The following is a 25,977-nucleotide window of genomic DNA, read 5'->3' on the forward strand; positions in this document are numbered from 1 at the left end:
TCAGCGGTGGTCGGTCTCGTGCCCGTGCGAGTTGCCGTGACCGGCGGCGACCGGCATCGACTTCTGCATGAGCATGAGGAACTCGACGTTCGACTGCGTCTCCTTCAACCGGCCGAGCACCGCTTCGAGCGCGCCCTGCGGCTCGAGGCCGGCGAGGGCGCGACGCAGCTTCCAGGTGATCTTGACCTCGTCGGGCGAGAGCAGCATCTCTTCGCGGCGGGTCGACGACGCGTTGACGTCGACGGCCGGGAAGATGCGCTTGTCGGCGAGCTGACGCGAGAGGCGCAGCTCGGAGTTGCCCGTGCCCTTGAACTCCTCGAAGATCACCTCGTCCATCTTCGAGCCCGTCTCGACGAGCGCCGTGGCGAGGATGGTGAGCGAGCCGCCGTTCTCGATGTTGCGCGCAGCGCCGAAGAACCGCTTCGGCGGGTACAGCGCCGAGGCGTCGACACCGCCCGAGAGGATGCGACCGGATGCCGGTGCGGCCAGGTTGTAGGCACGGCCGAGTCGCGTGATCGAATCGAGCAGCACGACGACGTCGTGACCGAGCTCGACGAGGCGCTTCGCACGTTCGATGGCGAGCTCGGCGACCGTCGTGTGGTCTTCGGCCGGACGGTCGAAGGTCGAGGCGATGACCTCGCCCTTCACCGTGCGCTGCATGTCGGTGACCTCTTCGGGGCGCTCGTCGACGAGCACGACCATGAGGTGGACCTCGGGGTTGTTGATCGAGATGGCGTTCGCGATCTGCTGCAGCACGATCGTCTTGCCCGCCTTCGGGGGCGCCACGATGAGACCGCGCTGGCCCTTGCCGATGGGGGCCACGAGGTCGATGATGCGCTGCGTGAGCTTGGTGGGCTCGGTCTCGAGGCGCAGACGCTCCTGCGGGTACAGCGGCGTCAGGTCTTGGAAGTCGACGCGCGCCGCCGCCTCGTCGCCGGTCTGGCCGTTGACGGAGTCGACCTTGACGAGTGCGTTGTACTTCTGGCGGCTCGAGGAGTCACTGTCGCGCGGCTGCTTGATGGCACCGACGACGGCGTCGCCCTTGCGCAGGTGGTACTTCTTCACCTGGCCGAGGGAGACGTAGACGTCGCTCGGGCCGGGAAGGTAGCCGGTGGTGCGCACGAACGCGTAGTTGTCGAGCACGTCGAGGATGCCCGCGATGGGGATCAGCACGTCGTCGTCGAGGATCTCGGGCTCGAGCTCGTCGCCGACGCCGCCACCCTGGCCACGACGCTTGCGGTCGCGGTAGCGATTGCGCCGTCCGCCTTCGCCATCGAGCTGCTGCTGGTTGTCGCGAGCCTGCGGGTCGCGAGCGCGACCGTCGTTCTGCTGCGTGGCCTTGTCGGTGTCGCCGCCCTGACGGGGCTCGCCGGACTTGCCGGCCTGCTCCTCGCCGCGGCGACCCTGCTGCTCGCCATTACGGCCACTCTGCTGCTCGCCGTTGCGGCCCTGCTGCTCGCCGTTCTGGCGGCCGGTGGGGCGCTCGTCGGACTTCGGCTCTGCCTTCTGGGCATCGGCGCCGCGCTCACCGCGTTCGGCTCGTTCGCCGCCACGACGGCCGCGATTGCGACCGCGCCCCTGACGGGGCTCCTCGGCGGGGGCGGCGTCGCCCTCGGCCTCGGCGGGCTGCGCTGCACGCGCGCCTTCGCCGGTCGCCGCGGCGAGCTCTTCGCGCACGGCGGCGCGAGCCGCCTCACGGGCGTCATCGGTCTCGGGCACGAGCGCGGCCCCGGCGTCGCCGCCGTTGACGTGCTGCACGGCGGCAGTGGTCGCGCTCGTCGCACGACGGGGCTGGCGGCGCTGCCGGGTCGGAGCGGCCTCGACCGCGGGAGCGGCGTCGGTCGACACCGCGTCGGCGGCGACGTCCGCTGCCGGAGCCTTCGCGGCACGGGGCTCGCGCCGCGTCACCGGCTCGGCGGCCGCGGGCACATCGAGCTCGACGGGCGCGCTGACGGGAGCGTCGGGCGTCGCAGTCGCGACCGGCTCCTCGACGGCGGCGGGTGCGCCGCCGGCTGCTTCCTGATAGGCGGAGATCAACTCCACGAGTTCTCCTTTTCGGCGCTTGCCGCCCGCGAGGCCGAGGGACGCAGCAAGCTCTTGGAGCTCGGCGACCTTGAGGGCGGACAGACGGGCGGTGTTGGCCACGCGATCGGCGTGGTCGATTCCGTTGGTCACTGGGTGGGTTCCTTTCCCCTGACGCAAGAGTTGCGGATCCAGGAGAGCTGATCGCTTGCACGAACGATGTCGGTGCGCACGATGGCGCAGACATGCGCGAGAGCGAAAGCAATAGATTGCCGGGAATTGCACGAGCGAGCGGGGAACGCGAACAGTGCGTCGCCTGCCGGGTGCGCTGTCAGTCTACCATCACCGAACCACTCGTCCCGACACGCGACGCGCCCGTGGAGAGCGGATGCCGCGGGCTGCCGCCTTGCGCTCTCCGGTATTCCGCGAGAGGCGGCGTCACCTTTCCGGATCTTCCGGGGACGCCTCGCGGCGCTGGAGCGCCGCGGAGGCTACGGCTGCCGCCTTTCGCGACGGTACAGAACGCTACGCGTTCTGTACCGTCGCGCCCTTGAAGTCGACGGCGAGGGGCAGTGCCTGCCAGGCGGTGTCGGCAGAGGCTTCGACCAGGGCGATGGCCGCGGCACGCTCGCTCGGATCGCTCGCGAGCACGAGGATCGAAGGGCCGGCGCCCGACACGACGGCGGGATGCCCCGCCTCGCGCAGCATGCGGATGAGACGGTCGGTCTCGGGCATCGCCTTCGCACGGTAGTGCTGGTGCAGCTTGTCCTCCGTGGCCTGGAAGAGCAGTTCGGGGCTCTGGATGAGCGCGGCGATGAGCAGCGCCGAACGCGAGACGTTGAACACGGCGTCTTCGTGCGGCACCGACTCGGGCTGCAGCGAGCGGGCGAGCGCCGTCGACATCTCGTGCTCGGGCACGAGCACGAGGGGCGAGACGCCGCGGTGCACGATGAGCTTCTTGTGGCGCGGCCCGTCGGGGGTGACCCAGGCGATGGTCAGGCCGCCGAAGAGCGCCGGCGCGACATTGTCGGGGTGCCCCTCGAGCTCGGTCGCGAGGTCGAGCAGTTCATCGGCGCTGAACTCGACGATGCCCTCGAGCAGCCCCTTGGCCGCCACCACGCCGGCGACGATCGCCGCGCCAGAGGAACCGAGGCCACGACCGTGCGGGATGCGGTTGTGCGCCACGAGCTTCAGCGGCGGCAGGGCGACTCCGGCCCGCGCGAAGGTGTGCGCGATCGCCCGCACCACGAGGTGCGACTCGTCGAGCGGCACCTCGCCCTCGCCCACGCCGTGCACCTCGATGTCGAGGCCGGGAGCATCCCGAACCGAGACCTCGAGGTCGTCGTACCTGGCGAGCGCGAGACCGAGGGTGTCGAAACCGGGGCCGAGATTGGCCGAGGTCGCCGGCACCTTCACGAGCACGTGACGCCCGGCGAGCGACGTGGCACCCGCCTCGGGGCCTGCGCCGGCTTCGACCGCGGCGGTCATGAGCGCAGCCCGAGCACCGAGGCGATCTGCGCGGTGTCGACCGGGACGATGACCGGCTGAACATCGGAGCCGTCTGCGGTGCGCAGTGCCCACTGCGGGTCCTTCAGGCCGTGGCCGGTGACCGTCAGCACGACCCGGGCACCCGCGGGGATCGCGCCGGCAGCCGAACGCTCGAGGAGGCCCGCAACCGAGATGGCCGACGCCGGCTCGACGAAGATTCCGACCTCGGCGGAGAGGATGCGCTGCGCCTCGAGGATCTTGTCGTCCTCGATGGCGCCGAAGTAGCCGTCGGACGCGTCGCGCGCCTCGAGGGCGAGCTCCCACGAGGCCGGGTTCCCGATGCGGATGGCGCTCGCGATCGTGTCGGGGTCGCGCACGACCTCGCCGCGCACGATCGGCGCGGAGCCCGCGGCCTGGAAGCCGAACATGCGGGGCAGTCGAGTGGCGTTTCCGGCCGCGATGTCTTCGCGGTACCCGCGCGTGTACGCCGTGTAGTTGCCCGCGTTGCCGACCGGGATGAAGTGGAAGTCGGGCGCATCGCCGAGCACCTCGACGACCTCGAAGGCCGCGGTCTTCTGGCCCTCGATGCGGTCGTTGTTCACCGAGTTCACGAGGTGAACCGGGTAGTTCTCGGCGAGATCGCGGGCGATGTCGAGGCAATCGTCGAAGTTGCCCTGCACCTGCAGCAGCTCGGCGTTGTGGGCGATGGCCTGGCTGAGCTTGCCCATCGCGATCTTGCCCTCGGGCACGAGCACGGCGGCCTTGATGCCCGCGTGCGTGGCATACGCCGCGGCCGACGCCGAGGTGTTGCCGGTCGAGGCGCAGATGACGACCTTCGCGCCGTGCTCGACGGCCTTGGTGACGGCCATGGTCATGCCGCGGTCCTTGAAGGAACCCGTGGGGTTCATGCCCTCGAACTTGACCCAGACGTCGGCACCGGTGCGGGCCGAGAGCGCCGGCGCCGGCAGGAGCGGCGTGCCGCCCTCGCCGAGCGTCACGACCGGCGTGGCATCGGTGACGTCGAGGCGGTGGGCGTATTCGCGGATGACGCCGCGCCACTGACGCGAGTCGGCCTTGGGGCTGATGGGGGTGTTCACACTGTTCCTTCGACTCGGAGGACGGACGCGACGGATGCGACGACGGGGCTCTGGGCGAGGGCGGCGACGGTCTCGGCGAGCGCGGACTCCTTCGCCTCGTGCGTCCCGATGACCAGCGTAGCCCGGTCGGACCCCTCGCTGACGGTCTGCTGCAGTTGCTCGACCGAGACGCCGTGCTCGGCGAAGGTGTGCGCGATCTGCTCGAGCACTCCAGGTTCGTCGGCGACCTCGAGCGTGATGGCGTAGCGCGTGCTGATGCGGCCGATCTCGAGCACCGGCAGCTCGGCGTGCGTCGACTCGGCCATGCCAGGGCCGCCGATGACGTGCCGGCGCGCGATCGCGACGAGGTCGCCGAGCACGGCGGAGGCCGTGGGCACTCCCCCGGCGCCGGCGCCGTAGAACATGAGCGGTCCGGCGGCGGATGCCTCGACGAACACGGCATTGTTCGCCCCGTGCACCGCGGCGAGCGGGTGGCTGCGCGGCACGAGCGCGGGATACACGCGCGCAGAGACGCCCTCTTCGCCCGTCTCGGCGTCGGTGAGCCGCTCGCAGATGGCGAGGAGCTTGACGACGTAGCCCGCGCGTCGGGCGGACTCCACCTGATCGGCCGAGATGCCGGTGATGCCCTCGCGATGCACCGACTCGACGGACACGCTCGTGTGGAAGGCGAGGCTCGCGAGAATGGCGGCCTTCTGCGCGGCGTCGTAGCCGCCGATGTCGGCGGTGGGGTCGGCCTCGGCGTAGCCGAGCTCCGTCGCGGTCGCGAGAGCGTCTTCGAGCGAGGCGCCCGTCTGGTCCATGCGGTCGAGGATGAAGTTCGTGGTGCCGTTGACGATGCCGAGGATGCGCTCGACGCGGTCGCCGGCGAGGCTGTCGCGCAGCGGCCGGATGATCGGGATGGCGCCGGCGACGGCGGCCTCGTACGAGAGTTGGGCGCCCACCTGTTCGGCGGCCGCGAAGAGCTCGGGGCCGTGGCTCGCCACGAGTGCCTTGTTGCCGGTGACGACATCGGCCCCAGAGGCGATCGCCTGCAGCACGAGCGTGCGCGCCGGCTCGATGCCGCCCATGAGCTCGATGACGATGTCGGAGCCGAGGATGAGCGCGTCGGCGTCGGTCGTCAGCAGCTCGCGCGGCAGCTCGGTGTCCCGCTTGGCGTCGACGTCGCGCACGGCGATGCCGACGAGCTCGATGCGGGCGCCGATGCGCTGCGCCAGCTCATCGGAGTGCTCGAGCAGCAACCGGGCCACCTGGGAGCCGACCGAGCCAGCGCCGAGCAGGCCCACTCGAATGGAGCGGTACTCGATCATGCGGGGTTCCCTTCGATGGTGCGGTGGCCCAAGGGGCCGTCGGATGCCTCGAGCCCGGCATCGCGCGCGAGCAACTGCTGCTCGGTCTCGCCGTGCACGATCACTCGTGCGACGCCGTCGCGCACGGCGACGACTGGTGGCCGCGGCACGTGGTTGTAGTTCGAGGCGAGCGACCAGCAGTAGGCGCCGGTCGCCGGCACGGCGAGCAGGTCTCCGGGGGTGACGTCTCCGGGCAGGTACTCGGCGTCGACGACGATGTCGCCCGACTCGCAGTGCTTGCCCGCGACGCGCACGAGCACGGGAGCGGCGTCGGAGACCCGCGAGGCGATGCGGGCCGAGTAGTCGGCGCCGTAGAGCGCGGTGCGGGCGTTGTCGCTCATGCCGCCGTCGATCGAGACGTAGTGCCGCACGCCGCCCTCGATCGGCACGGGCTTGACGGTGCCGACCGTGTACAGGGTGACGCCTGCCGGGCCGATGATCGAGCGGCCGGGCTCGAAGGCGAGCTTCGGAACGGGCACGCCGTGCTCGCGGCATCCGTTCACGACGGCCGTCACGATGCCCCGCGCGATCTCTTCGATGGGCGATGGCTCGTCGTCGGCGGTGTACGCGATGCCGAACCCGCCACCGAGGTTCAGCTCGGGCACCGGTGCCGTTCGCGAGAGTTCGGCGTGGGCGGCGAGCAGGCGCTCGGCCGATTCGGCGAAGCCCGCCGAGTCGAAGATCTGGGAGCCGATGTGGCAGTGCAGCCCGAGGAAGTCGAGCGAGCCGTGCGATCGGATGCGGCTGCCGAGCTCGACGGCGCGCTCGAGCGAGACCCCGAACTTCTGGTCTTCGTGGGCCGTCGCGAGGAACTCGTGCGTCGAGGCGTGCACGCCGCTGTTGACCCGCAGCCGCACGGGCTGCACGCGACCGGCGCGCGCCGCAGCCTGCGCCACCCGCTCTATCTCGATCTCGCTGTCGATGACGATCGCGCCGACACCGACCGCGACCGCGCGCTCGATCTCGGCGATGGACTTGTTGTTGCCGTGGAAGCCGAGCCGAGCGGGCTCAGCGCCGGCCGCGAGGGCGACTGCCAGTTCTCCGCCGGTGCAGACGTCGACGGCGAGACCCTCGTCGATCATCCAGCGCACGACCGCTGCCGAGAGGAACGCCTTGCCGGCGTAATAGACCGTCACACTCGTGCCGGCGGCCGCCGCGGCGACGTCGAACGCGCGAGTGATGCGAGCGGCACGGGTGCGCGCCTCGGACTCGTCGACGACGTAGAGCGGCGTGCCGAACTCGGCTGCGAGCGAGCTGGCATCGCGCCCGGCGATGACGAGATCGCCGGCCTCGTTGCGCGAGGCGGTGGTCGGCCAGACGAGCGGCGCGAGGGCGTTGGCGTCATCGGGCGCGCTGAGCCGACGGGGCTGCGGTGCGGTGGATGCCACGGAGAACCTCACGGGACGAAACAGACGAGGGCACGGATCGCTCGCGGCGAGCGAACCCGGATCGGTTCCTGAAGCCTGCAGTGCGCGCCGACCTTGTGGGTCGGCGTGTTGCGAGTCTACCGAGGGTCGTATGCCGCGCCGAATCGACGAGCGCGAGCGCGCAGGAGGGACGCTGCCGGAGGCATCCGCTGTTAGCCGCAGCTGCCCGTCTGCTCGAGGCTCGAGGCGTCGAGCGTGAGCCCGCGGGCGGTGAGCCTGACGGTCGCGGCTCCGGGCGTCACCGCGATCGAGTCGAGCTGCACGCCCTGCGGCAGCCGGTCGGCGATGCACACCGCAAGCGGGTCGCCGCCCATCAGCCGATCGATGACCCCCGAGACGTCGACGGTGGCGCCCCCGGCACCGACCTCGACCCCTGCTGGCTGCAGCAGCACCGAATCGCCGGCCGCGGTCGGGATCGCCGTGACCTGGTAGCTCACCGGCACTCCGAAGAACTCGAGCTCGCCCTCGTATCCGACGGTGCCGTCGCCGAGGGTGAAGCCGGCTTCGACGCCCGCGACCGAGACCAGCCGGTTGACCGACGCCTCGTCGGCGTCGATCGTCGCCGTGAGCCGGCGCACCGGCGACTCGAAGTCGACCGGCAGCCCTTCGGCCACGACGGCGACGTCGACGGGCGCGCCCTCGACGCTCAGCTGAGGGGCGTCGAGCTCGACCCGCTCCATGGTGCCCGCGAGGTACTGCCCGATCACCGAGAATCCGCCGATCGTCACGTCGACCTCGCCCTCGATGCCGTCGGGCAGGTTCGCCTCGATCGCCTCGGCGACCTGCCGCTCGGCGATGCCACGGGCGACGATGTCGGCCACGACGATCAGGGCTACGAGCACCGCGAGCACCACCGCGGCGATGATCCGGCCGCGGGACGCGCGGCCGGGCCGACGGCGCGGGTTCGGCTCTGCGGGCTCGACGGGCTCGGTGAAGAGCACCTCGGTCGCGCCGTCGCGGTCGTCGTCGTCGCCGTGCGCCATTGGAGCCTCCGGATCGGGGTGATGGGTCACATGCGCTCGGGCGCCGAGACGCCGAGCAGCTCGAGCCCGTTGCGCAGCACCTGGCCCGTGGCGTCGTTCAGCCAGAGACGGGTGTGGTGCAGCGCGCCGATCGGCTCTTCACCGAGCGGCAGCACCCGGCAGTTGTCGTACCAGCGGTGGTAGAGCCCCGCGAGCTCCTCGATGTAGCGCGCGACCCGGTGCGGTTCGCGGAGCTCGGCCGACTGGGCGACGATGCGCGGAAACTCCTGCAGGGCGCCGAGCAGCGCCGACTCAGTCTCGTGGGTCAGCAGCTCGGGCGCGAAGACCGAGCGGTCGAGGCCCACGGATGCCGCGTTGCGGTCGACGGCGCACGTGCGGGCATGCGCGTACTGCACGTAGAAGACGGGATTGTCGTTCGTGCGGCGCTGCAGGATCTCGGGGTCGATCGTGAGCGGCGAATCCGCCGGATACCGGCCGAGGGTGTACCGCAGGGCGTCGGTGCCGAGCCAGGCCTGCAGGTCGTCGAGCTCGATGATGTTGCCGGCGCGCTTCGACAGCTTCGCCCCGTTGATCGAGACGAGCTGGCCGATGAGCACCTCGATGTCGCGTGCGGGGTCGTCTCCCGCGGCACCGGCGAGCGCCTTCAACCGGTGCACGTAGCCGTGGTGGTCTGCACCGAGCAGGTAGATCTTGTGCGCGAAGCCCCGGTCGCCCTTGTCGAGGTAGTAGGCGGCGTCGGATGCGAAGTAGGTGTACACCCCGTTCGCACGACGGATGACGCGGTCCTTGTCATCGCCGAAGTCGGTGGTGCGCACCCACACCGCGCCGTCGTCTTCGAAGACGTGGCCCTGGGCTCGCAGGCGCTCGACGGCGGTGTCGACGTCGGACAGGCCGTCCTCACTCGTCGCGTGCAGGCTCCGCTCGCTCGTCCAGACGTCGAAGTGCACGTTGAAGCGTGCGAGCGACGCACGGATCTCGGCGAGCTGCAGCTCGTAGGCGATCTCGGTCGCGGTGTGCAGTGCGACGGCGTCGTCGAGTTCGAGCAGCTTGGGCTCGCGCTCGAGCACCTGGCGGGCGAGCTCGCCGATGTAGGAGCCCGGGTAGCCGCCCTCTGGGGTCGGCTCGCCCTTCGCCGCGGCGAGCACCGACGCGCCGAAGTTCTCCATCTGGTTGCCGGCGTCGTTGATGTAGTACTCGTTGGCGACCTCGGCGCCGGCTGCGCGCAGCACCCGGCTGATCGAGTCGCCGAGCGCCGCCCACCTGGTGTGCCCGATGTGCAGGGGGCCGGTGGGGTTGGCCGAGACGAACTCGACGTTGATGACGCTGCCCGCGAGCGAGTCGCTGTGTCCGAAGTTCTGGCCCGCGAGCACGATCGTCTCGGCGAGCGCGCCGGCGGCGGCCGCGTCGAGTCGCACGTTGATGAACCCGGGGCCGGCGACCTCGGCGCTCGCGACACCGTCGACCTCGGCGAGGCCCGCAGCGAGTTCGGTGGCGATCTGGCGCGGGTTCGCGCCGAGCGGCTTCGCCACCCGCATCGCGATGCTCGAGGCCCAGTCGCCGTGCTCACGCAGCTTCGGCCGCTCGAGCGTGACTTCATCGGGGGTGAGCTCGAGCACGACCTCGTCGCCCGCGGCACGACGTCGCTCGGCGAGGGCGAGGACGAGGTCGTACAGGGCACGCGAAAGATCAGCTGGAGTCACCCGCAAATCCTACCCGGCGCCATTGATAAGGTTCGTCTCATGCCGCGCTCGCTCCGTCTGCCCCGCCCCCTGCCAGCCGCCATCGCACTCGCGGCGGCGGCATCCGTGCTCCTGCTGAGCGGATGCACCGGCGAGACGCCCGAGCCGAGCGGCACCGCCGCCCCGCCGACGTCGAGCGCAACCGCGGCGCCGACGGCCGAACCGACCGAGACCGCTCCGCCGGCCGAGCCGTTCGAGATCGCCTGCGACGCCCTCCTCACGCTCGAGCAGGTGTACGAGTTCAATCCGAACTTCGGCGGCGCCCCCGACTTCGAGCCCTCGAACGACGACGTCGTCACCGTCGTCGAAGAAGAGGGCACTGCATGCGGCTGGGTCAACCAGACGAGCGGCGAGGTCATCGAGATCGGCGTCTCGACCCCCACCGCCGATGCGCTCCTGGCGCACAAGAACGAGGCGGCGCTCGGCTCGAACCCGGTGCCCACCTACGGCACTCCGCCCGAGGTCGAGGGCTACTTCAGCCAGGCCGCAGGCAGCGGCGAGGCCCAGGTCTTCACCGGTCCGTATCGCATCGTGATCGCATCCTCGGCGCTCTTCGAACCCGGCGACGCCGGACAGCTCGTCACCGCGGTGCTCGGCAATCTGCCCGCCGCATGACCGCGATGCAGCGACGATGAGAACGACGCAGGGCACGCCGTCGTGGCTCGGCGCGGTCAACGACCGGGTCGGCCTCTCGGCGCTGCTCGAGCACGGCCCGCTCACCCGCAACCGCATCTGCGAGCTCGTCGGCGTCTCCAAGCCCACCGCATCGATGATGATGACGCGCCTGATCGCTGCGGGCGTCGTCGAGGAGCGCGGGCAAGTGGCCGGAAACCCGGGTCGCAACGCCGCACTGTACGCCGCGCGCACCGATCGGCCGCTCGGCGTCGCGATCGCCATCGAGGCCGGTGAGCTTCGCGCATCCGTCGTCGACGCGGCCGGCGGCGAGCGGCCCGCCGTGCGCATCGCGCTCTCGGCAGACGCCGCCGAGCGCGACGCCGTGCGCGAGGTCGGCGCGGCGATCCGCGAGGCGAGCAGGGCAGCGGGCACCGATGCCGCCGCGGTGCACTCGGTGTGCATCGGCACCGCCGGCTACGTCGACCCCGGCGAGCAGGGCACGCTCTTCAGCGAGACGCTTCCCGGCTGGCCCGTCACCCGGCTGCGCGGCATGCTCGAGGCCGAGCTCGGCGTCGCGGTCTTCGTCGAGAACGACGTGAATCTCGCCGCGATCGCCGAACGCGAGTCCGGCGCCGGCGAGGGGCGCGACGTGTTCGCCCTGCTGTGGCTCGGCAACGGGGTCGGGGCTTCGTTCGACGTGGCCGGCGACCTGCACCGCGGCAGCTTCGGCGGCGCCGGCGAGATCGGCTTCCTCCCGCTCTCGGCTGCGGCTCAGGCGCTCGACGCTCACGCCGTGACGAGTCAGGACCTGGCCGGGGCCGCGGCCGTGCGACGCATCGCGGCGGCCCACGGACTCGATTCCGCCGACCACCGTTCGGCGCTCGAGTCCATCGCCGCGAGCGCCGACCGCGACGCGATCATCGAGGAGCTCGGCGAGCGCATCGCGCACATCTCGCTGCCGCTGCTCGCGACCCTCGATCCGGGGCGACTCGTGCTCGCAGGCCCGACCGCGATCGTCGGCGGGGCGCCGCTGGCAGAAGCGGTCGAGCGCGGCATCCGACGGCTGAGCCGCTGGTACCCCGAGGTGGTCGCGACGCGCATCGACCACGACCCCGTGCTGCACGGCGCGCGAGCGTTCCTGACGGCGAAGGTGCGCGAGGAACTCCTCGGCACGGTTGCGAGGCTCAGCCTCTCCTGAGCGCAGCGCCCGGCACGCCGCAGAGCCCGCGGAAGGTCTGAACGGCATGCTCGAAGTGGTAGTCTCTCTAGCTGTGCGCCTCCGTAGCTCAGGGGATAGAGCGCCGGTTTCCGGTACCGTAGGTCGGGGGTTCGAATCCCTCCGGGGGCACGTTGTGGGAGGTTCGCCGACGCCGCGAGGCGCGGGTCTCCTCCACTCGAAATCGAGAAGCCTCGGCCATCCGCCGGGGCATTTCTCGTTCCTTCCCAACGAAACGGCCTCCCCGATCGTCTGAGTGAGTGAGGGAGCAATCGCTCCCATCGGGAGGAGCTCGAGTGGGTGGGTCGTGGAGCGCAGTGGCCGAGACGCTCGTCGTCGAGCGCGGCGCGGCGCTCAGCCGCTACGCCTACCTGCTCACCGGAAACGTCGACGACGCAGCCGATCTCGTGCAGGACGCGCTCGTGCGCACGTTCGGGCAGCCGCGCATGGGGCTCACGCTGCCGCGCGCAGAGGCCTACGTGCGCCGCGCCATCCTGAACGCGGTCATCGATCGCTCCCGCCGCAACGGCACCTGGCGCCGGGTGCGCCACCTCGCCCTCGCCCCGGAATCGGTGGAGTCGTCGGCCGCGGCGAGCGACGAGCGCCTCGATCTCGCCGCCCGAGTGCGGCGGCTGGCGCCCCGCCAGGCGGCGTGCATCGTGCTGCGCTACTACGACGACCTCACGGTCGACGCCATCGCCGCGGTGCTCGGCATCAGTTCGGGCGCGGTCAAGCGGTACCTCAGCGACGGCCTGAAGGCGCTCTCCTCCGCCATCGATCCAGCGGGCGATCGCGCCGCGCGAACGGGAGGCAGCCATGTCGGCACCTGAACGAAACGGTGCGGGCGATCGCATCGGCGAGCAACTGAGCGCATCGGCGGATGCCGCGACGCAGCGCCCGATCGATGTCGACGCGGTGCTCGCGGCGAGCCGGGCGCGGCGACGTTCCCGTCGCGGGGCGATCCTCGGCGGCACTGCTGCGGCAGCCGTCGTGCTGGGACTCGGCGGCGCGGTGCTCGGGCTCAGTCTCGGAGTCGGCGGCATCGGGGTGTCGACGACCGCCGGTGACGGCGCGCTGAGCGAGGCGCCCGCGGCCGACACCATGCCCGAAGCCGGCAGTGAATCGGCCGAGGGCGACGCGCTGGGCTTCGCACTCGTCCCGCCCGAGCTCGCCAATCGGTGCGGCGAGCCGGTGACGGCCCCACCTGATGCCGGAGCCGTGCCGCTGACGGTCGCGGTGACCGCGCCCCAAGCCGTCGAGGCCGGGGCATCCGCTACTGCGATCGTCACGGTCACGAACACCAGCGACGCCGCCGTGAGCGGGCAGATCCGGCTCGCTCCCGCACTCACCGTCGCCGAGGCAGGCGTCACGGTCTGGCACTCGAGTGGGGAGGCCGACCCGCTCAGCCGCTCCATCGAGCTCGCCCCCGGCGCATCGATCGAACTCACCGGCGACTTCGAGGCACGACGTTGCGGAGAGGGCGACGACCGGCGGACCTCACTGCCGGCCGATCTGCCAGCCCTCTCACCCGGCGCGTACGGGATGGCTGCCATCGTGGTGTTCACCGATGTCGCGCACGGCGGAGCCGTCGACCACCTGGTCTCGCCGCTCGCGGCTGTCGACGTCGTCGCGCACTGACCACTCGGGCGCCGTGACCCCGGTCTCGACGGTATGCCGCACCGTACGACACCGGACTCGGCATGGACGCGCCCTCGGCCCGCCCCATAGACTCGAAAAGGTCCGCTCGGACGGGGGAAAGGCACTGGTGCATGCACGCAGTACGCAAGTTATCGTCGGCGCTCACGATCGTCGCCGGAGCGCTCCTCGGAGCCGGCACCGTCGGCGTCGCCTGGGCTGAAGACCCCGTCGAATTCACTTCCTCCCCCGTCGTCGACACCGTCGGGGCGCTCGGCAGCCGTACCGACGAAGTCGTCGCCGCGATCGACGCCGGCGCAGATCGCAGCGGACGCCAGCTCTTCGTCGCCTACGTCGATGAGTTCACGAATCCCTCGGCGGCCGACGAGTGGGCGTTCGAGACCGCGACCGCGAACGGACTCGGAAACGACGACTACCTGCTCGTCGTCGCGGTCGACGGCCGGGGCTACAACCTCAATCCGCCCGCCGACGGCAGCATCAGTCTCGACGAGGTCGACCGCATCGCTCAGAACGTGATCGAGCCCGAGCTCCGCGACGAAGACTGGGCGGGAGCGGCCGTCGCGGGCGCGAATGCGATCGCCGACGGGTCGGCGGGCGGCGGCGGAGGCGGATGGGGCTTCGTCTGGTTCATCGTCATCGCCGCCGTCGTGGTCGCGATCATCGCCATCGTGCTCGCGCGGCGCAAGAAGAAGCGCGCAGCCGGCACCGGCGAGGGTCAGGCGCCCCTCCCATCGATCGACGAACTGCGTCGTCAGGCCGGTAGCGCCCTCGTGCAGGCCGATGACGCTGTGAAGACCAGCGAAGAGGAGCTCGGCTTCGCCGTGGCGTCCTACGGCGAAGCCGCCACCGAGTCCTTCCGCGCGGCGCTCGAGGCGGCGAAGGCGAAACTCGCCGAAGCCTTCGCGATGCAGCAGCAGCTCGACGACGCCACGCCCGACACCGACGAGCAGCGCCGCGAGTGGTACGGCGGCATCATCGGCCTCACCGGCGAGGCCGATGCCATGCTCGACGAGCAGGCGCAGCAGTTCGATGAGCTGCGGGCGCTCGAGCGCGATGCACCGGCCGCGCTCGCGCGAGTGCAGGAGGCGGCAACCACCGCCGAGTCGGCGATCGCCCCCGCCGCACAGCGGCTGGAGTCGCTCACGGCCCAGTACGCGGCATCCGCCACCGCGCCCATCATCGACAACCCGGCCCAGGCGCAATCGCGCATCGGCTTCGCACGCGAGGCGCTCGCCGGCGCCCAGGCCGACGTCTCGGCCGGCGATGCCGCCCAGGCCGCGGTGGGCATCCGTGCCGCCGAAGAGGCCGTCGACCAGACCACCCTGCTGACGGCCGCCGTCGAGCGACTCGCGGCCGACCTGGCCACCGCCGACCAAGCGGTGGCCGCGGTCGTCGCCGAGCTCGACAGCGATGTCGCGACCGCGCGCGCACTCTCGAATGACGCGGCAACGGCGCTCGCCGATCGAGTCGCAGCAGAGATCGCCGCCATCCGCGGCTCGATCGTCGCACCCGGGCGCGATCCGATCGCGTTGCACTCGAGGCTCGAGCAGCTCGACGTCGAGATCGATGCGACGATCCAGGGCGTCCGGGATGCCGCGGAGCAAGCCGCGCGAGCGCAGGCGCAACTCGGCCGGGCGCTGACCACGGCGAGATCGCAGGTGCAGGCGACCGAAGATTACCTCGTCGCCAGGCGCGGGGCCATCGGCGCCGAGGCGCGCACGCGGCTCGCCGAAGCGGGGCGCCTGCTCGTGGAGGCCGAAGGCATCGCGCCGACCGATCCCGCGGCAGCACTCACCTCGGCGCAGCGCTCCGAACGTCTCGCGGCCGAAGCCATGTCGTTCGCGCAACGCGACGTCGGCGGGTTCGACGGCGGCATGGGCGGGTTCGGCAGCAACGCCGGCCGCTCCTCCGGAGGCTCGGGCGGGGACGTCTTCGGCGCCGTGCTCGGCGGCATCCTCATCAATTCGGTGCTCGGCGGCGGGGGCGGAGGCGGAGGCTTCGGCGGAGGCGGCTTCGGCGGAGGCGGCTTCGGCGGCGGGCGCTCGGCCGGCAGCTTCGGCGGCTCCGCGACGCGCTCGCGGCGCGGAAGCGGAGGCCGGTTCTGAACCGCCGACGACGACGACGAGGGCGCGGCCGACCGCCGGCCGTCAGCTGACCGATCCCACCGACCACGAACCGATACGACCGAACTCGGATCACCACGAAAGGAACGACCATGGCAAAGCAGTCCATCTTCGGACGGATCTCGCAGCTCGTGCGAGCCAACGTCAACAATCTCATCGACCAGGCCGAAGACCCTCAGCTGATGCTGGATCAGATGGTGCGCGACTTCACCAACGCGATCGCCGACGCCGAGGCCGCGATCGCCGAGACGATCGGCAACCTGCGACTCCTCGAGGACGACCACCGCGAAGACGTCGAAGCGGCCCGCGAATGGGGCGAGAAGGCCGTCGCCGCGAGCCGGAAGGCCGACGAGCTGCGCACGGCCGGCGACGCGTCGGGGGCCGACAAGTTCGACAACCTCGCGAAGGTCGCCCTCAGTCGCCAGATCTCGTCCGAGAACGAGGCCAAGGCCGCCGATCCGCAGATCGCGGCGCAGACCGAGGTCGTCGACAAGCTGAAGTCGGGCCTGAACGGCATGAAGGAAAAGCTCGTCCAGCTGCAGAACAAGCGCAGCGAGCTCGTCGCCCGTTCGAAGACGGCCCAGGCGCAGAAGCAGGTGCACGACGCCGTCAAGTCGATCGACATCCTCGACCCGACGAGCGACCTCGGCCGCTTCGAAGACAAGATTCGCCGTGAAGAGGCCGTCGTGCGTGGCCAGGCGGAGCTCGCCGCGTCGAGCCTCGACTCCCAGTTCAACGAACTCGACGACCTGGGCGAGCTCACCGAGGTCGACGCGCGACTCGCCGCACTGAAGGCCGGCGGCAACTCGCAGGGCGCGATCGGCGGCTGAGCCCGCTCTGCCCGTCGAGCCCGTCGGAACCCACTCGGGTCCCGTCGGGCTCGACCAACCGGGCTCCGGGCGCGCAATACTTGAGGACATGCCCGCAACGTTCGTCGTCGTTCCCCTCTGGCAGGGGTCCGTCTCCTCCCGAGCCATGAGTCACGCCGACGGCGCAGCCGCCATTCTCGGCGACCTCCCGTCTGCCTCGACGCTCGTCGTCGAGGTGCCGGTCGAAGCCGGCGAAGCGCTCGGCACCGGGGTGCTGCGATACAGCACGCTCACTCGCGTGCGCGATCTCACCACCGCCGCGCTCGGCACGGTGCCCGATTGGGCGCTCACGATCGGCGGCGACTGCGGTGCCTCGCTCGCCGCCGTCGGCCATGCCTCGAGCCTGGCCGCCGGCGACCTCGCGGTGCTCTGGCTCGACGCGCATCCCGACCTGAACACCCCCGAGTCCTCGCCGTCTGGCGGATTCGGCGGCATGACGCTGCGCGCCATCGTGGGCGAGGGCGCCGAAGGGCTCGCGCTCGAACCCGACACCCGCGTCGCGCCCGAGCGCATCGTGCTCGGCGGCATCCGTGCCATCGACGACGAAGAGCGCCGCTTCATCGACGCGCACGACATGGTGACCCTCACCGTCGAAGACCTCTCCGACCCCACCGCCGTGATCGCCGCGCTCGAAGCGACGGGCGCCTCCCGGGTGTTCGTGCACATCGACCTCGACGTGCTCGACCCCGCGGCGCTCGCCGGGCTCTCGTATCCCATGCCGTTCGGCATCGGGGCGACCGAACTCGTCGCACTCGTGCGGGCCGTCGTCGCCCGGTTCCCGATCGCAGGGGCCGCGATCGCCGGCTTCGCGCCGGCCACACCGCAAGCGGCCGATGACGACCTGCCCACGATCCTCCGTCTCGTCGGCGCGCTGACCTCGGGCACCGCCGACGCGCGCTAGCCGGATGCCCCGGGGCGTCGCTACTCCCTAGGCTGGGGACAGGCTGTCGGCGCACGCCGGCGCACCGGAGGGGAACGCGATGGAACACGAGGTCGACGTCATCGTCATCGGCGGTGGACCGGTCGGTGAGAACGCCGCAGATCGGGCTCGAGCCGCGGGGCTCGAGGTCGTGCTGATCGAACGCGAACTCGTCGGCGGCGAGTGCTCGTACTGGGCCTGCGTCCCCTCGAAGACGCTGCTGAGGAGCGCCGCGGCCCTGCGCGCGGCGCAGCGGGTCGGCGGAGCGCGCGAGGCCGTCACTGCCGCGCTCGACGTGCCGGCGGTGCTCGCCCGCCGCGACTACTGGGTCTCCGACTGGAGCGACCAGGGCGGCGCCGACTGGCTGGCGAGCGTCGGCATCGGTCTCGAACGAGGCCACGGCCGTCTCGACGGCGAACGGCGTGTCGTCGTCGAACGCCCCGACGGCGAGGAGCTCGTCGTGCTGGCTCGGCACGCGGTCGTCGTGGCGACGGGGACCGATCCCGTGATTCCGCCCATCGCGGGCCTCGCCGAGGCACGGCCGTGGACGAGTCGCGAGGCCACGAGCGTCACCGCGCCTCCGGCGCGACTCGCGATCATCGGCGGCGGGGTCGTGGCGGTCGAGATGGCGACCGCGTTCGCGGGCTTCGGCACCGAAGTGACCGTGCTCGCCCGCAGTGGGCTGCTCGGCGGCATGGAGCCGTTCGCGGGCGAAGCCGTCGCCGCCGGGCTGCGCTCGCTCGGGGCATCCGTTCGCCTCGGCGTGCAGCCCACGCTGGTGGAGCGAACCGCGGCCGGCGAGATCGTCGTCACTCTCGACGACGGCGAGACCGTCACGGCCGACGAGGTGCTCGTCGCCACCGGTCGGCAACCCCGCAGCGACCGTCTCGGCCTCGAATCGGTCGGCCTCGAGGCCGGCGACTGGGTCGCCGTCGACGACACGATGCTCGCGACCGGCGCCGCCGGCAACGCCGAGCGGCCGTGGCTCTACGCCGTCGGCGACCTCAACCATCGAGCGCTGCTGACGCATCAGGGCAAGTACCAGGCGCGCGCGGTCGGCGATCTCATCGCGGCACGCGCGCTCGGCCGGCCGCAGCAGACCGAGCCGTGGGGCGCGCACGTCGCGACGGCCGATCACTCGGCCGTGCCGCAGGTCGTCTTCGCCGAGCCCGAGGCGGTGTCGGTCGGACTCACGGCGGCGGCGGCGAAGCGCGAGGGCCGCCGCGTGCGCCTCGCCGATGTCTCGTTCTCCTCCGTCAGCGGCGCCGGCATCGTCGCCGACGACTACGAGGGCAGGGCGCGACTCGTCGTCGACGAGGAACGCGGCACGGTCGTCGGTGCGACGTTCGTGGGGCAGGATGTCGCGGAGCTGCTGCAGTCGGCGACGATCGCGATCGTCGGCGAGGTGCCGATCGATCGCCTCTGGCACGCCGTGCCAGCCTTCCCGACCATGAGCGAGGTGTGGTTGCGGCTGCTCGAGGCGCTTGGCCGGCCGGGCGCAGCGGATGCTGCGGTCTCGGCTGCGGCGACGCACGACCATGACGATGACCATGCCGACGCGAACGCCGACGCCGACAGCGAGGAGGCCGCGTGAGCGAGCGATCGAATGGCGGGACGGCAGACGGCACACTCCGCATCAGCCTGACGAACTCCCCCATCAGCCGACTCGGCTATTGGTGGGCGACCGCCGTGGGCTTCGCCTGGGGCTTCATCTGGAGCACCGGCCCGATCGAGCGCCGACACGGGCTCTTCATCTTCACCGGCATGCCGAAGTGGACCTTCGGACGCGGCGGCTCGTGCGTGGGGGGCTGCTACCTCACGAACCGCAACGCGGGCGACCGGGTGCTCGGCCACGAGGCCGTGCACAAGCAGCAGTGGCTGACCTACGGCATGCTCTTTCCGCTGCTGTACTTCATCGCCGGACGCGATCCGCTGAAGAACCGCTTCGAGATCGAGGCCGGGCTCGAGGCGGGCGGCTACCTGCCGAGCCGCCCGATCAGGCCTCGCTCACGACCTGGCGCTACCCCTCAGCGCGCCCGAGCTTCCAGTACCCCATGAAAGCGACCCGTCGCCGGTCGACGCCGAGGCCCTTGACGAGGTGGCGGCGAAGCGTCGTGATCGCGGTCGCCTCCCCCGCGAGCCACGCGTAGAGACCGCCGTCATCGGCAGCCTCCGGCACCTCCCAGACGAGGTCTTCGTCATCGAGGGCCGGCAGGTCCCGCACGGCTGCAGGAGCCGCGGCGGGTACTGCCGCTGCAGCGGGATCGGCGGCGACCCAGGCATCCGCCCACTCGGTGACCGCGCCGACGAGTTCGGCGCCGTAGCCGCCGGTGGGGTCATGTCGTGGCAACCAGCGCACCTCGACTCCAGCGGGGGCACGCAGGTCGAGGGCGTCGCCGGCGTCGGGCACCTCGAGGAAGACGGCACCCCGTGCATCGGCAGGAAGCTGTTCGAGGATCGCGCTCACGGCGGGCACCGCGGTCTCGTCACCCGCGATGAGCAGCGTGCGCGCGGCTCCGGGATGCCACTCCCAACCGCCCGAGTCCTCATCGCTCGTCGCGTCGGGCCCGATGACGAGCATGCGCTCACCGGAGCGGGCCGCGGCGATCCACCGGGAAGCAGGGCCACTGTCGCCATGGGCGACGAAGTCGACGTCGAGTTCACCGAGCTCGGGGCGCAGGCCCCTGATCGTGTAGGTGCGAATCGGGTTGCGCCGATCATCGGGCAACGCCCGCCATGCCGAGTACCAGTCGTCGCCGGCCATCGGCACCTCGTCGAAGCCGCTCGCCTCGAGCGGCAGCATGACCTTGATGCGCTGGTCTGGGCCGTCCCATCCGAACTGCTTGAGATCGTCGGAGCGGAACGTGACACGCACGAAGTGCGGTGACAATCGGCTGATCTCACCGACCTGGGTGTCGAACACGCGATATCCGGGCTTGGCCATGCGAACTCTCTCTGTTGGAAGCGATCAGCTGTTGCGGCGCGAGCGCCACAGCAACCAGACGAAGTACGGGGCGCCGACGACCGCGGTGAGGAGGCCGGCGGGCAACTGCGCCGGAGCGATCACCGTGCGGCCGAGCGTGTCGGCGACGCAGACGAGCAGCGCGCCGAGCAGCGCCGCGAGCGGAAGCACGAGGGCGTGACGCGAGCCGACGAGGGCACGCGCCGCGTGCGGGGCGACGAGGCCGACGAACCCGATCACGCCGACGGCCGAGACGGCGGTGGCGGTGAGGGCCACGCTGACTGCGAGCAGTCCGAGCCTGGTCGAGCCGAGGCGCACCCCGAGCACGCGCGGCGTGTCGTCGTCGAAGGCGAGCAGGTCGAGCTCTCGTCGGGCCGAGGCCAGCAGCGGCACCGCGATGAGGATGACGATCGCGAGCGGGATCAGCTGCGGGAAGGTGCGCCCGTAGGTCGAGCCCGACATCCACGTGAGGGCCTTCGCGGCGTTGTACGGGTCGGTCGCGATGATCAGCATCGAGGTGACCGCCCCGGCCGCCGCTGAGACGCCGAGCCCGATCAGGATGAGCCGGGTCGAGGCGAGACCGCCCCGCATCGCGAGCCCGAAGACGATGAGGGCCGCGAGCGCGGCCCCGGCCAGGCCACCGACCGTCACGCCGAAGAACGTGGCGAGCGGCCAGAAGGTGATCACGAGCACGGCACCGACGCCGGCGCCGCCGGTGACCCCGAGGATCGCGGGCTCGGCGAGCGGGTTGCGCGAGACGGCCTGCACGACCGTGCCGGCGAGGGCGAGCGCGGCGCCGGCGAGAATGGCCGCGGCAACACGCGGCGCACGGGTGTTCATCACGAACTCGACGAGCGGCCCGGCCTGGCCGGTCACCCAGTTGAGCACGTCGCCGCCGAGCAGCTTCGCGTCGCCGAGCAGCAGCGAGACGAAGGCGAGCGCGACGAGCAGCACGGCGGATGCCGCGATGACGAGCACCCGGCCGCGGCGTGAGAGCCCGGCGCCGATCACGAAGCCGGTGCCGCTGTCGGAGGCCGCCCGTGCGCGGAGCGCGAGCGCGACGAGGAACACCGCACCGAAGATGGTCGTGACGACGCCGGTCGGCACCTCGACGGCCGCCTGGCCGCCGAAGGCGAGTCGGAGCAGCACGTCGGCGCCGAGCACGACGATGACGCCCATGACCGCAGCGGCCGGAATGAGCAGCACGTGCTTCTGCATGCCGGGCACGCGCACGGCGATGAGTCGAACGATGGCCGGTGCCGCGAGGCCGACGAAGCCGATCGGACCGGCCACGGTCACCGCCGCAGCAGAGAGCAGCACGGCGATCAGGATGCCGATGAGCCGGGTGCGGCGCACTCGCACCCCGAGCACCGTCGCGGTGTCGCCGCCGAGTGCGATCAGATCGAACTGGCGCGCGAAGAGGAAGAGCACGGCGACGGCGAGCAGCACGACCGGCCCGAGTTGCAGCATGGGTTCCATGCTCGTCTGGGCGAGCGTGCCGTTGCCCCAGGCGTAGAGTCCCTCGGTGCGCTCGGGGTAGAGCAGGAGCAGCATCGTCGTGATCGCCACGAGCGCCAGCGCGATGGCCGAGCCGGCGAGCACGAGGCGCACGGTGCCGCCACCGCTGCCGGCTGAGAGAGCGAGCACGAGACCCGCAGCGGCGAGGCCGCCGATGAACGCGACCGCACCACCGCCGGCGATCGGCAGCGCGATGCCGAACGCCGCGACGGCGACGACGGCCAGGTAGGAGCCGGCGTTGACGGCGAGCGTGTCGGGCGAGGCGAGCACATTGCGCGAGACGCTCTGCATCACGAGCCCGGCGACGCCGAGCGCGACGCCCACGAGCACGCCCGCGGCCAGTCGCGGCATCCGCGACGCGACGAGCACCGCAGCCGACTGGTCATCTGAGCCGCCCGCGAGCAGGCCGAGCAGTTCGGGGAGGCCGACGCTCGCCGAGCCCTGCGTCACGTGCACCGCGGCGAGCAGTGTCGCGACGACGAGCCCGAGTGCGACGAGCAGCACCGCGCCGAGGCGAGGCCGCGCGGCCCCGCCCGGTGCGGGAGTCAGCGTTGCGGCCTGATCAGCCCGCAAGGGTGGCGACGACGGCATCGATGTAGTCGTTCATCGACGAGGGCCCGCCGAACATCCAGATGCCGTCGGGCAGGCGGTGCACCTTGCCGCTCTGCACGAACGGCAGCGACTGCCAGACGGCGTTGCCGGCGAGCTCGTTCTGGTAGGCGTCGGTGTCGCCGTTCGCGATGTAGATGAACTCCACGTCGCCGACGGCGGTGAGCCCCTCGACATCGGTCGAACCGAGGCCGTAGTCGGCGTCGCCCTCGCCTGTCCAGGCGTTCTCGAGTCCGAGCTCTTCAGCGACCGCGGTCAGCAGTGCACCCTCGGCGAAGGGGCGAATGGCGACCTGGCCGCCGCTGGCCCAGGAGTCGCTCATCATGAACGGAGCGCCGGTGAGACCGGCGGCGTCGAGCGCAGCCGCACCCTCGGCGAGCTTGTCGTGGAAGTCGGCGAGCACCTCGTCGCCCTCTGCCTCGTGACCGGTGGCCACGGCGATGCGCTCGAGGTTCTTCTCCATCTGGCCGATGGGGTCCGACGCATCGGCGCCGCGCACCACGAGCACGGGAGCGAACTCCTCGATCTGGGTGATGACCGCTTCGGGCAGGTCGCTCGTGGTCAGCACGAGCTCGGGAGCGAGACCCGCGATCGCATCCACCGAGGGCTCGCCGCGCATGCCGACATCGGTCACGCTGTCGTCGAGCGCCTCGGACTTGACCCAGTCGCCGTAGCCCTCGATGTCAGCGACGCCCACGGGCATGACGCCGAGGGCGACGAGGTTCTCGGCCGTGTTCCACTCGAGTGCGACGATCTTCTCGGCGGGCGCCGCGAGCTCGATGCTCTCGCCGCGGTCGTCGGTGATGACGATCGCAGCGGCGTCACCGCTCGGCTCGCCCGCGTTCTCAGTCGTGCCGCAGCCGGTGAGCAGCAGCACGGATGCCGCGATGGTGGCGGTGATGGCGATGGTCGGCCGATTCACGGCAGCTCTTCTCATGGTGTCCTTCGATCGGCGCGCAGGCAGGGAAATGCCGCGCGAGGGGGGTTGGAGACGACCGGCGCTAGGCGACGGCGAGTGTGCGGTCGGCGCGTTGCCGGGTGTTGTACCGGCCGATGGGGCAGGTGGTGATGCAGCCGCGGTCGTCGACCTCGACGTCGACGCGAATGCCGTAGGCCGAGCTCAGCATGTCGGAGACCAGCACCTCCGCCGGCGTGCCGACGGCGCGGACGCGCCCGGACTCGAGCAGCACCACGCGGTCGGCGACGGCGGCCGCCTGGTCGAGGTCGTGGAGTACGACGCCGATGGTCACGCCGTGGTCGTCGGCGAGTTCGCGGATGAGGTCGAGCAGCTCGACCTGGTAGCGGAGGTCGAGATAGGTCGTGGGCTCGTCGAGGAGGAGCACTCCGGTGTCTTGCGCGAGACACGAGGCGAGCCAGACGCGTTGCAACTGCCCGCCGGACAGGCGATCGACGGGCTGCTCGGCGAATGCCGTGACACCGGTGAGTTCCATCGCGCGGTCGACGATCGCGGCTCCGCCGGCGTCGCCGGCGATCCAGCGGCCGCGGTGCGGGTGGCGCCCGAACTCCACGAGCTCGCGCACGGTGATGCCACCGGGGGTCGGGCGGCTCTGGGCGAGCAGGGTGACCCGGCGGGCGAAGTCGCGCCCGCTCAGGGTGGCGGCGTCGACGCCGCGCTCGAGCAGGTCTGCCGGCTCGACACCCGTCTCGCCTCGGCTGATGGTGTGGCCGTCGTCGGCCGCGAGGAGCACGCGGCCCGAGTCGGGCTGGTGCAGGCGCGCGAGCGCGCGCAGGAGCGTGGACTTGCCGCTGCCGTTCGGGCCGACGAGTGCGGTGACCTTGCCCGGTTCGAGGTGGATCTCCGCGCCGTGCACCACTGGGGCGCCGTTGTAGGAGAGTGTGAGGTCGAGACCGAGCATGCCTCCACTATAGGTGAGGCTTACCTAAGTGCGTCAAATCCCTCGTCATCTTCGGCAATGACCCATCACCAGAGTTCGGGATGCCGCCGGCTGCGCCGCGCCCTCCGCTCGAGCTGGGCGGCGAGCGCGAAGAGCGTCGCCTCGCCGCCCGGCCGGCCGATGAGCTGCACCCCCATGGGCAACCCGTCGCCGGTCTCCGAGATCGGCACCGTGATCGCCGGCAGGCCCGCGACGTTCACGAACGACGTGAACGGCGTGAACTCCACCTGCTGGGCGAAGTTGCGCTCGCCGTCGTCGGGGTCGTACCAGCCGATCGGGCGCGGGGTCAGGGCGAGCGCGGGCGTGAGCACCGCATCGAACGACGCGAACCTGCGGATCGTGCGCTCCTCGAAGCCGGCCAGCCAGGCCAGCGCCTCGGCGAGCCGGCGGGCCGGCACGGCGCGGCCGCGCAGCAGCAGCCAACGCGTCAGCGGTTCGAGCAGTGCCTCTGGCTCGCCGTCGACGGGAATCGTCGCGGCACCGGCCTGCCAGATGGTGCGGAACGCCTCGGGGTAGCCGGGCTCGGGTGCCGGCGCCACCGCCTCGACACCGTGGCCCAGGCCGTCGAGCAGTTCGATGCCGTGCTCGAGTGCCGCGTGCGCCTCGGGCGCGATCACGATGTCGTAGGCGTCGTCCCACGGGGAGTCCGTCATCACCCCGACCTGGAACCGGCCCTCGCCGCGAATGGCCGCGCCGAGGAACGGTCCGTCGTCGCCCGGCGCGCGCATGGCGAAGCGGTGCGCAGCAGGGTAGCCGGTCGGCGCGATGAGCCCATCGAGCAGCAGTGCCGCGTCGGCGACGGTTCGGGCGAGCGGTCCGGCGACGCTGAGACCGGCGAGGCCCGCGAGCCCCGAGCCGGCCGGCACCCGACCGCGCGACGGCTTCACCCCGACGAGCCCGCATGAGGCGGCCGGGATGCGGATCGACCCGCCGCCGTCTGACCCCGGGGCGAAGGGCAGCATGCCGGATGCCACGGCGGCCGCCGCTCCCCCGCTCGACCCTCCGGCGCCGAGCGCGAGGTTCCACGGGTTCCTCGTCGGCGCGACGCCGACACCCTCGGTGTACGAGGGCAGGCCGAACTCGGGTGTCTGCGACTTGCCGAGGCTCACCGCGCCGGCGGCGTCGACCGCTTGAACGAGTTCGTCGGAGGCATCCGGAACGAAGTCGGTGAAGGCGCGCGACCCGAACCGGGCGGGCACCCCCGCCCGCTGGTGCAGGTCTTTGTCGGCGAGCGGCAGACCCCAGAGCGGCGCCGTCTTCGGCACGTTCGCAGCAACGTGCCGCGCCCGTTCGATGGCGGCCTCCGGCGTCACCGTCGCGAAGGCGCCGACCTCGGCGTCGAGCCGCTCGACACGGGCCAGGTAGTGCTCGGCCAGCTCGACCGGCGAGACGTCGCCGCGTTGCAGCATCTGATGAAGTTCGAGAGCCGTGTGCTCGTGCAGCGCCGTCATGCTTCGAGCCTACGGCTGCGC

The 25,977-nt window shown here is 71.6% G+C and carries 21 protein-coding genes and 1 tRNA gene; 10 read left to right on the forward strand and 12 right to left on the reverse strand.

All coding sequences use genetic code 11. The features are described 5' to 3' along the window. The 7 genes from rho to H521_RS0111430 all read right to left on the reverse strand — a co-directional run bounded on the left by rho (window position 1) and on the right by H521_RS0111430 (window position 10,063). Window positions 1-2,175, reverse strand: coding sequence for a transcription termination factor Rho (gene rho / locus H521_RS0111400; protein WP_022893151.1), 2,175 nt, complete (start codon window positions 2,173-2,175; stop codon window positions 1-3). A 372-nt stretch (window positions 2,176-2,547) separates the two neighbouring features. After that, window positions 2,548-3,510, reverse strand: a complete 963-nt coding sequence (thrB, locus tag H521_RS0111405) for a homoserine kinase (protein ID WP_022893152.1) — start codon at window positions 3,508-3,510, stop codon at window positions 2,548-2,550. Then, window positions 3,507-4,607, reverse strand: coding sequence for a threonine synthase (gene thrC, locus H521_RS0111410; RefSeq protein WP_022893153.1), 1,101 nt, complete (start codon window positions 4,605-4,607; stop codon window positions 3,507-3,509). Before thrC ends, thrB begins: the two co-directional genes overlap by 4 nt. Next, window positions 4,604-5,914 (reverse strand): homoserine dehydrogenase, encoded by a 1,311-nt coding sequence (locus H521_RS0111415; protein WP_022893154.1) that lies wholly within the window; start codon window positions 5,912-5,914, stop codon window positions 4,604-4,606. Before H521_RS0111415 ends, thrC begins: the two co-directional genes overlap by 4 nt. Continuing rightward, window positions 5,911-7,341: a diaminopimelate decarboxylase gene (lysA, locus tag H521_RS0111420; protein WP_026482206.1), complete on the reverse strand. Its 1,431-nt coding sequence runs from the start codon at window positions 7,339-7,341 to the stop codon at window positions 5,911-5,913. The genes H521_RS0111415 and lysA overlap by 4 nt, the downstream gene beginning before the upstream one ends. A 191-nt stretch (window positions 7,342-7,532) precedes the next feature. Next, window positions 7,533-8,363 (reverse strand): LmeA family phospholipid-binding protein, encoded by an 831-nt coding sequence (locus H521_RS22985; protein WP_022893156.1) that lies wholly within the window; start codon window positions 8,361-8,363, stop codon window positions 7,533-7,535. Window positions 8,364-8,389: 26 nt separating this feature from the next. Further along, complete coding sequence (locus H521_RS0111430) at window positions 8,390-10,063, reverse strand: arginine--tRNA ligase (RefSeq protein WP_022893157.1); 1,674 nt, start codon at window positions 10,061-10,063, stop codon at window positions 8,390-8,392. A gap of 39 nt (window positions 10,064-10,102) precedes the next feature. Here H521_RS0111430 and H521_RS0111435 point away from each other — a divergent pair, with 39 nt between their 5' ends. From H521_RS0111435 to H521_RS23005, 10 genes are all read left to right on the forward strand, one after another. Further along, on the forward strand, window positions 10,103-10,717 hold the full coding sequence (locus H521_RS0111435) for a hypothetical protein (protein WP_022893158.1): 615 nt from the start codon (window positions 10,103-10,105) through the stop codon (window positions 10,715-10,717). Between the two features lie 16 nt (window positions 10,718-10,733). After that, window positions 10,734-11,915, forward strand: a complete 1,182-nt coding sequence (locus tag H521_RS22990) for an ROK family transcriptional regulator (RefSeq protein WP_022893159.1) — start codon at window positions 10,734-10,736, stop codon at window positions 11,913-11,915. Window positions 11,916-11,992: 77 nt separating this feature from the next. Continuing rightward, window positions 11,993-12,065 (forward strand) — tRNA-Arg (locus H521_RS0111445). Window positions 12,066-12,229: 164 nt separating this feature from the next. Further along, window positions 12,230-12,763 carry a sigma-70 family RNA polymerase sigma factor gene (locus H521_RS22995; protein ID WP_040424548.1) on the forward strand — a complete coding sequence of 178 codons (534 nt, stop codon included), beginning with the start codon at window positions 12,230-12,232 and terminating at the stop codon, window positions 12,761-12,763. After that, a complete protein-coding gene (locus H521_RS0111455) occupies window positions 12,750-13,571 on the forward strand; it encodes a hypothetical protein (protein WP_022893161.1) in 822 nt (273 codons plus the stop codon). The genes H521_RS22995 and H521_RS0111455 overlap by 14 nt, the downstream gene beginning before the upstream one ends. Window positions 13,572-13,702: 131 nt before the next feature. Further along, complete coding sequence (locus H521_RS0111460; RefSeq protein WP_022893162.1) at window positions 13,703-15,694, forward strand: TPM domain-containing protein; 1,992 nt, start codon at window positions 13,703-13,705, stop codon at window positions 15,692-15,694. A 110-nt stretch (window positions 15,695-15,804) separates the two neighbouring features. Beyond that, a complete protein-coding gene (locus H521_RS0111465) occupies window positions 15,805-16,542 on the forward strand; it encodes a PspA/IM30 family protein (protein WP_022893163.1) in 738 nt (245 codons plus the stop codon). An 88-nt stretch (window positions 16,543-16,630) separates the two neighbouring features. Further along, window positions 16,631-17,482 carry an arginase family protein gene (locus tag H521_RS0111470; RefSeq protein ID WP_022893164.1) on the forward strand — a complete coding sequence of 284 codons (852 nt, stop codon included), beginning with the start codon at window positions 16,631-16,633 and terminating at the stop codon, window positions 17,480-17,482. 79 nt (window positions 17,483-17,561) lie between these two features. Further along, window positions 17,562-19,094 carry a dihydrolipoyl dehydrogenase family protein gene (locus H521_RS23000; RefSeq protein ID WP_022893165.1) on the forward strand — a complete coding sequence of 511 codons (1,533 nt, stop codon included), beginning with the start codon at window positions 17,562-17,564 and terminating at the stop codon, window positions 19,092-19,094. Window positions 19,095-19,135: 41 nt separating this feature from the next. Next, window positions 19,136-19,558 carry a hypothetical protein gene (locus H521_RS23005; RefSeq protein ID WP_051159285.1) on the forward strand — a complete coding sequence of 141 codons (423 nt, stop codon included), beginning with the start codon at window positions 19,136-19,138 and terminating at the stop codon, window positions 19,556-19,558. Here the strand turns inward: H521_RS23005 and H521_RS0111485 are convergent. The 5 genes from H521_RS0111485 to H521_RS0111505 all read right to left on the reverse strand — a co-directional run bounded on the left by H521_RS0111485 (window position 19,521) and on the right by H521_RS0111505 (window position 25,956). Then, on the reverse strand, window positions 19,521-20,444 hold the full coding sequence (locus H521_RS0111485; protein WP_022893167.1) for a siderophore-interacting protein: 924 nt from the start codon (window positions 20,442-20,444) through the stop codon (window positions 19,521-19,523). The genes H521_RS23005 and H521_RS0111485 overlap by 38 nt on opposite strands. 24 nt (window positions 20,445-20,468) lie before the next feature. Continuing rightward, a complete protein-coding gene (locus tag H521_RS0111490) occupies window positions 20,469-22,571 on the reverse strand; it encodes an iron ABC transporter permease (RefSeq protein WP_022893168.1) in 2,103 nt (700 codons plus the stop codon). Then, entirely contained in the window at window positions 22,543-23,511 is a 969-nt protein-coding gene (locus H521_RS0111495; RefSeq protein ID WP_022893169.1) for an ABC transporter substrate-binding protein, read from the reverse strand. The genes H521_RS0111490 and H521_RS0111495 overlap by 29 nt, the downstream gene beginning before the upstream one ends. A 79-nt stretch (window positions 23,512-23,590) precedes the next feature. Continuing rightward, window positions 23,591-24,466 carry an ABC transporter ATP-binding protein gene (locus tag H521_RS0111500; RefSeq protein ID WP_022893170.1) on the reverse strand — a complete coding sequence of 292 codons (876 nt, stop codon included), beginning with the start codon at window positions 24,464-24,466 and terminating at the stop codon, window positions 23,591-23,593. A gap of 65 nt (window positions 24,467-24,531) precedes the next feature. Beyond that, window positions 24,532-25,956 carry an amidase gene (locus tag H521_RS0111505; protein ID WP_022893171.1) on the reverse strand — a complete coding sequence of 475 codons (1,425 nt, stop codon included), beginning with the start codon at window positions 25,954-25,956 and terminating at the stop codon, window positions 24,532-24,534. Window positions 25,957-25,977: the final 21 nt, after the last annotated feature.

This window comes from Agromyces subbeticus DSM 16689 (assembly GCF_000421565.1).
Lineage (GTDB): Bacteria > Actinomycetota > Actinomycetes > Actinomycetales > Microbacteriaceae > Agromyces > Agromyces subbeticus.

Coding starts and splice junctions, on each gene's coding strand:
- thrB (WP_022893152.1), bottom strand. CDS start 3,510: ATGACCGCCGCGGTCGAAGCCGGCGCAGGCCCCGAGGCGGGTGCCACG.
- H521_RS0111415 (WP_022893154.1), bottom strand. CDS start 5,914: ATGATCGAGTACCGCTCCATTCGAGTGGGCCTGCTCGGCGCTGGCTCG.
- H521_RS22985 (WP_022893156.1), bottom strand. CDS start 8,363: ATGGCGCACGGCGACGACGACGACCGCGACGGCGCGACCGAGGTGCTC.
- H521_RS0111435 (WP_022893158.1), top strand. CDS start 10,103: ATGCCGCGCTCGCTCCGTCTGCCCCGCCCCCTGCCAGCCGCCATCGCA.
- H521_RS22990 (WP_022893159.1), top strand. CDS start 10,734: ATGAGAACGACGCAGGGCACGCCGTCGTGGCTCGGCGCGGTCAACGAC.
- H521_RS0111455 (WP_022893161.1), top strand. CDS start 12,750: ATGTCGGCACCTGAACGAAACGGTGCGGGCGATCGCATCGGCGAGCAA.
- H521_RS0111460 (WP_022893162.1), top strand. CDS start 13,703: ATGCACGCAGTACGCAAGTTATCGTCGGCGCTCACGATCGTCGCCGGA.
- H521_RS0111465 (WP_022893163.1), top strand. CDS start 15,805: ATGGCAAAGCAGTCCATCTTCGGACGGATCTCGCAGCTCGTGCGAGCC.
- H521_RS0111470 (WP_022893164.1), top strand. CDS start 16,631: ATGCCCGCAACGTTCGTCGTCGTTCCCCTCTGGCAGGGGTCCGTCTCC.
- H521_RS23000 (WP_022893165.1), top strand. CDS start 17,562: ATGGAACACGAGGTCGACGTCATCGTCATCGGCGGTGGACCGGTCGGT.
- H521_RS0111485 (WP_022893167.1), bottom strand. CDS start 20,444: ATGGCCAAGCCCGGATATCGCGTGTTCGACACCCAGGTCGGTGAGATC.
- H521_RS0111490 (WP_022893168.1), bottom strand. CDS start 22,571: ATGCCGTCGTCGCCACCCTTGCGGGCTGATCAGGCCGCAACGCTGACT.
- H521_RS0111500 (WP_022893170.1), bottom strand. CDS start 24,466: ATGCTCGGTCTCGACCTCACACTCTCCTACAACGGCGCCCCAGTGGTG.
- H521_RS0111505 (WP_022893171.1), bottom strand. CDS start 25,956: ATGACGGCGCTGCACGAGCACACGGCTCTCGAACTTCATCAGATGCTG.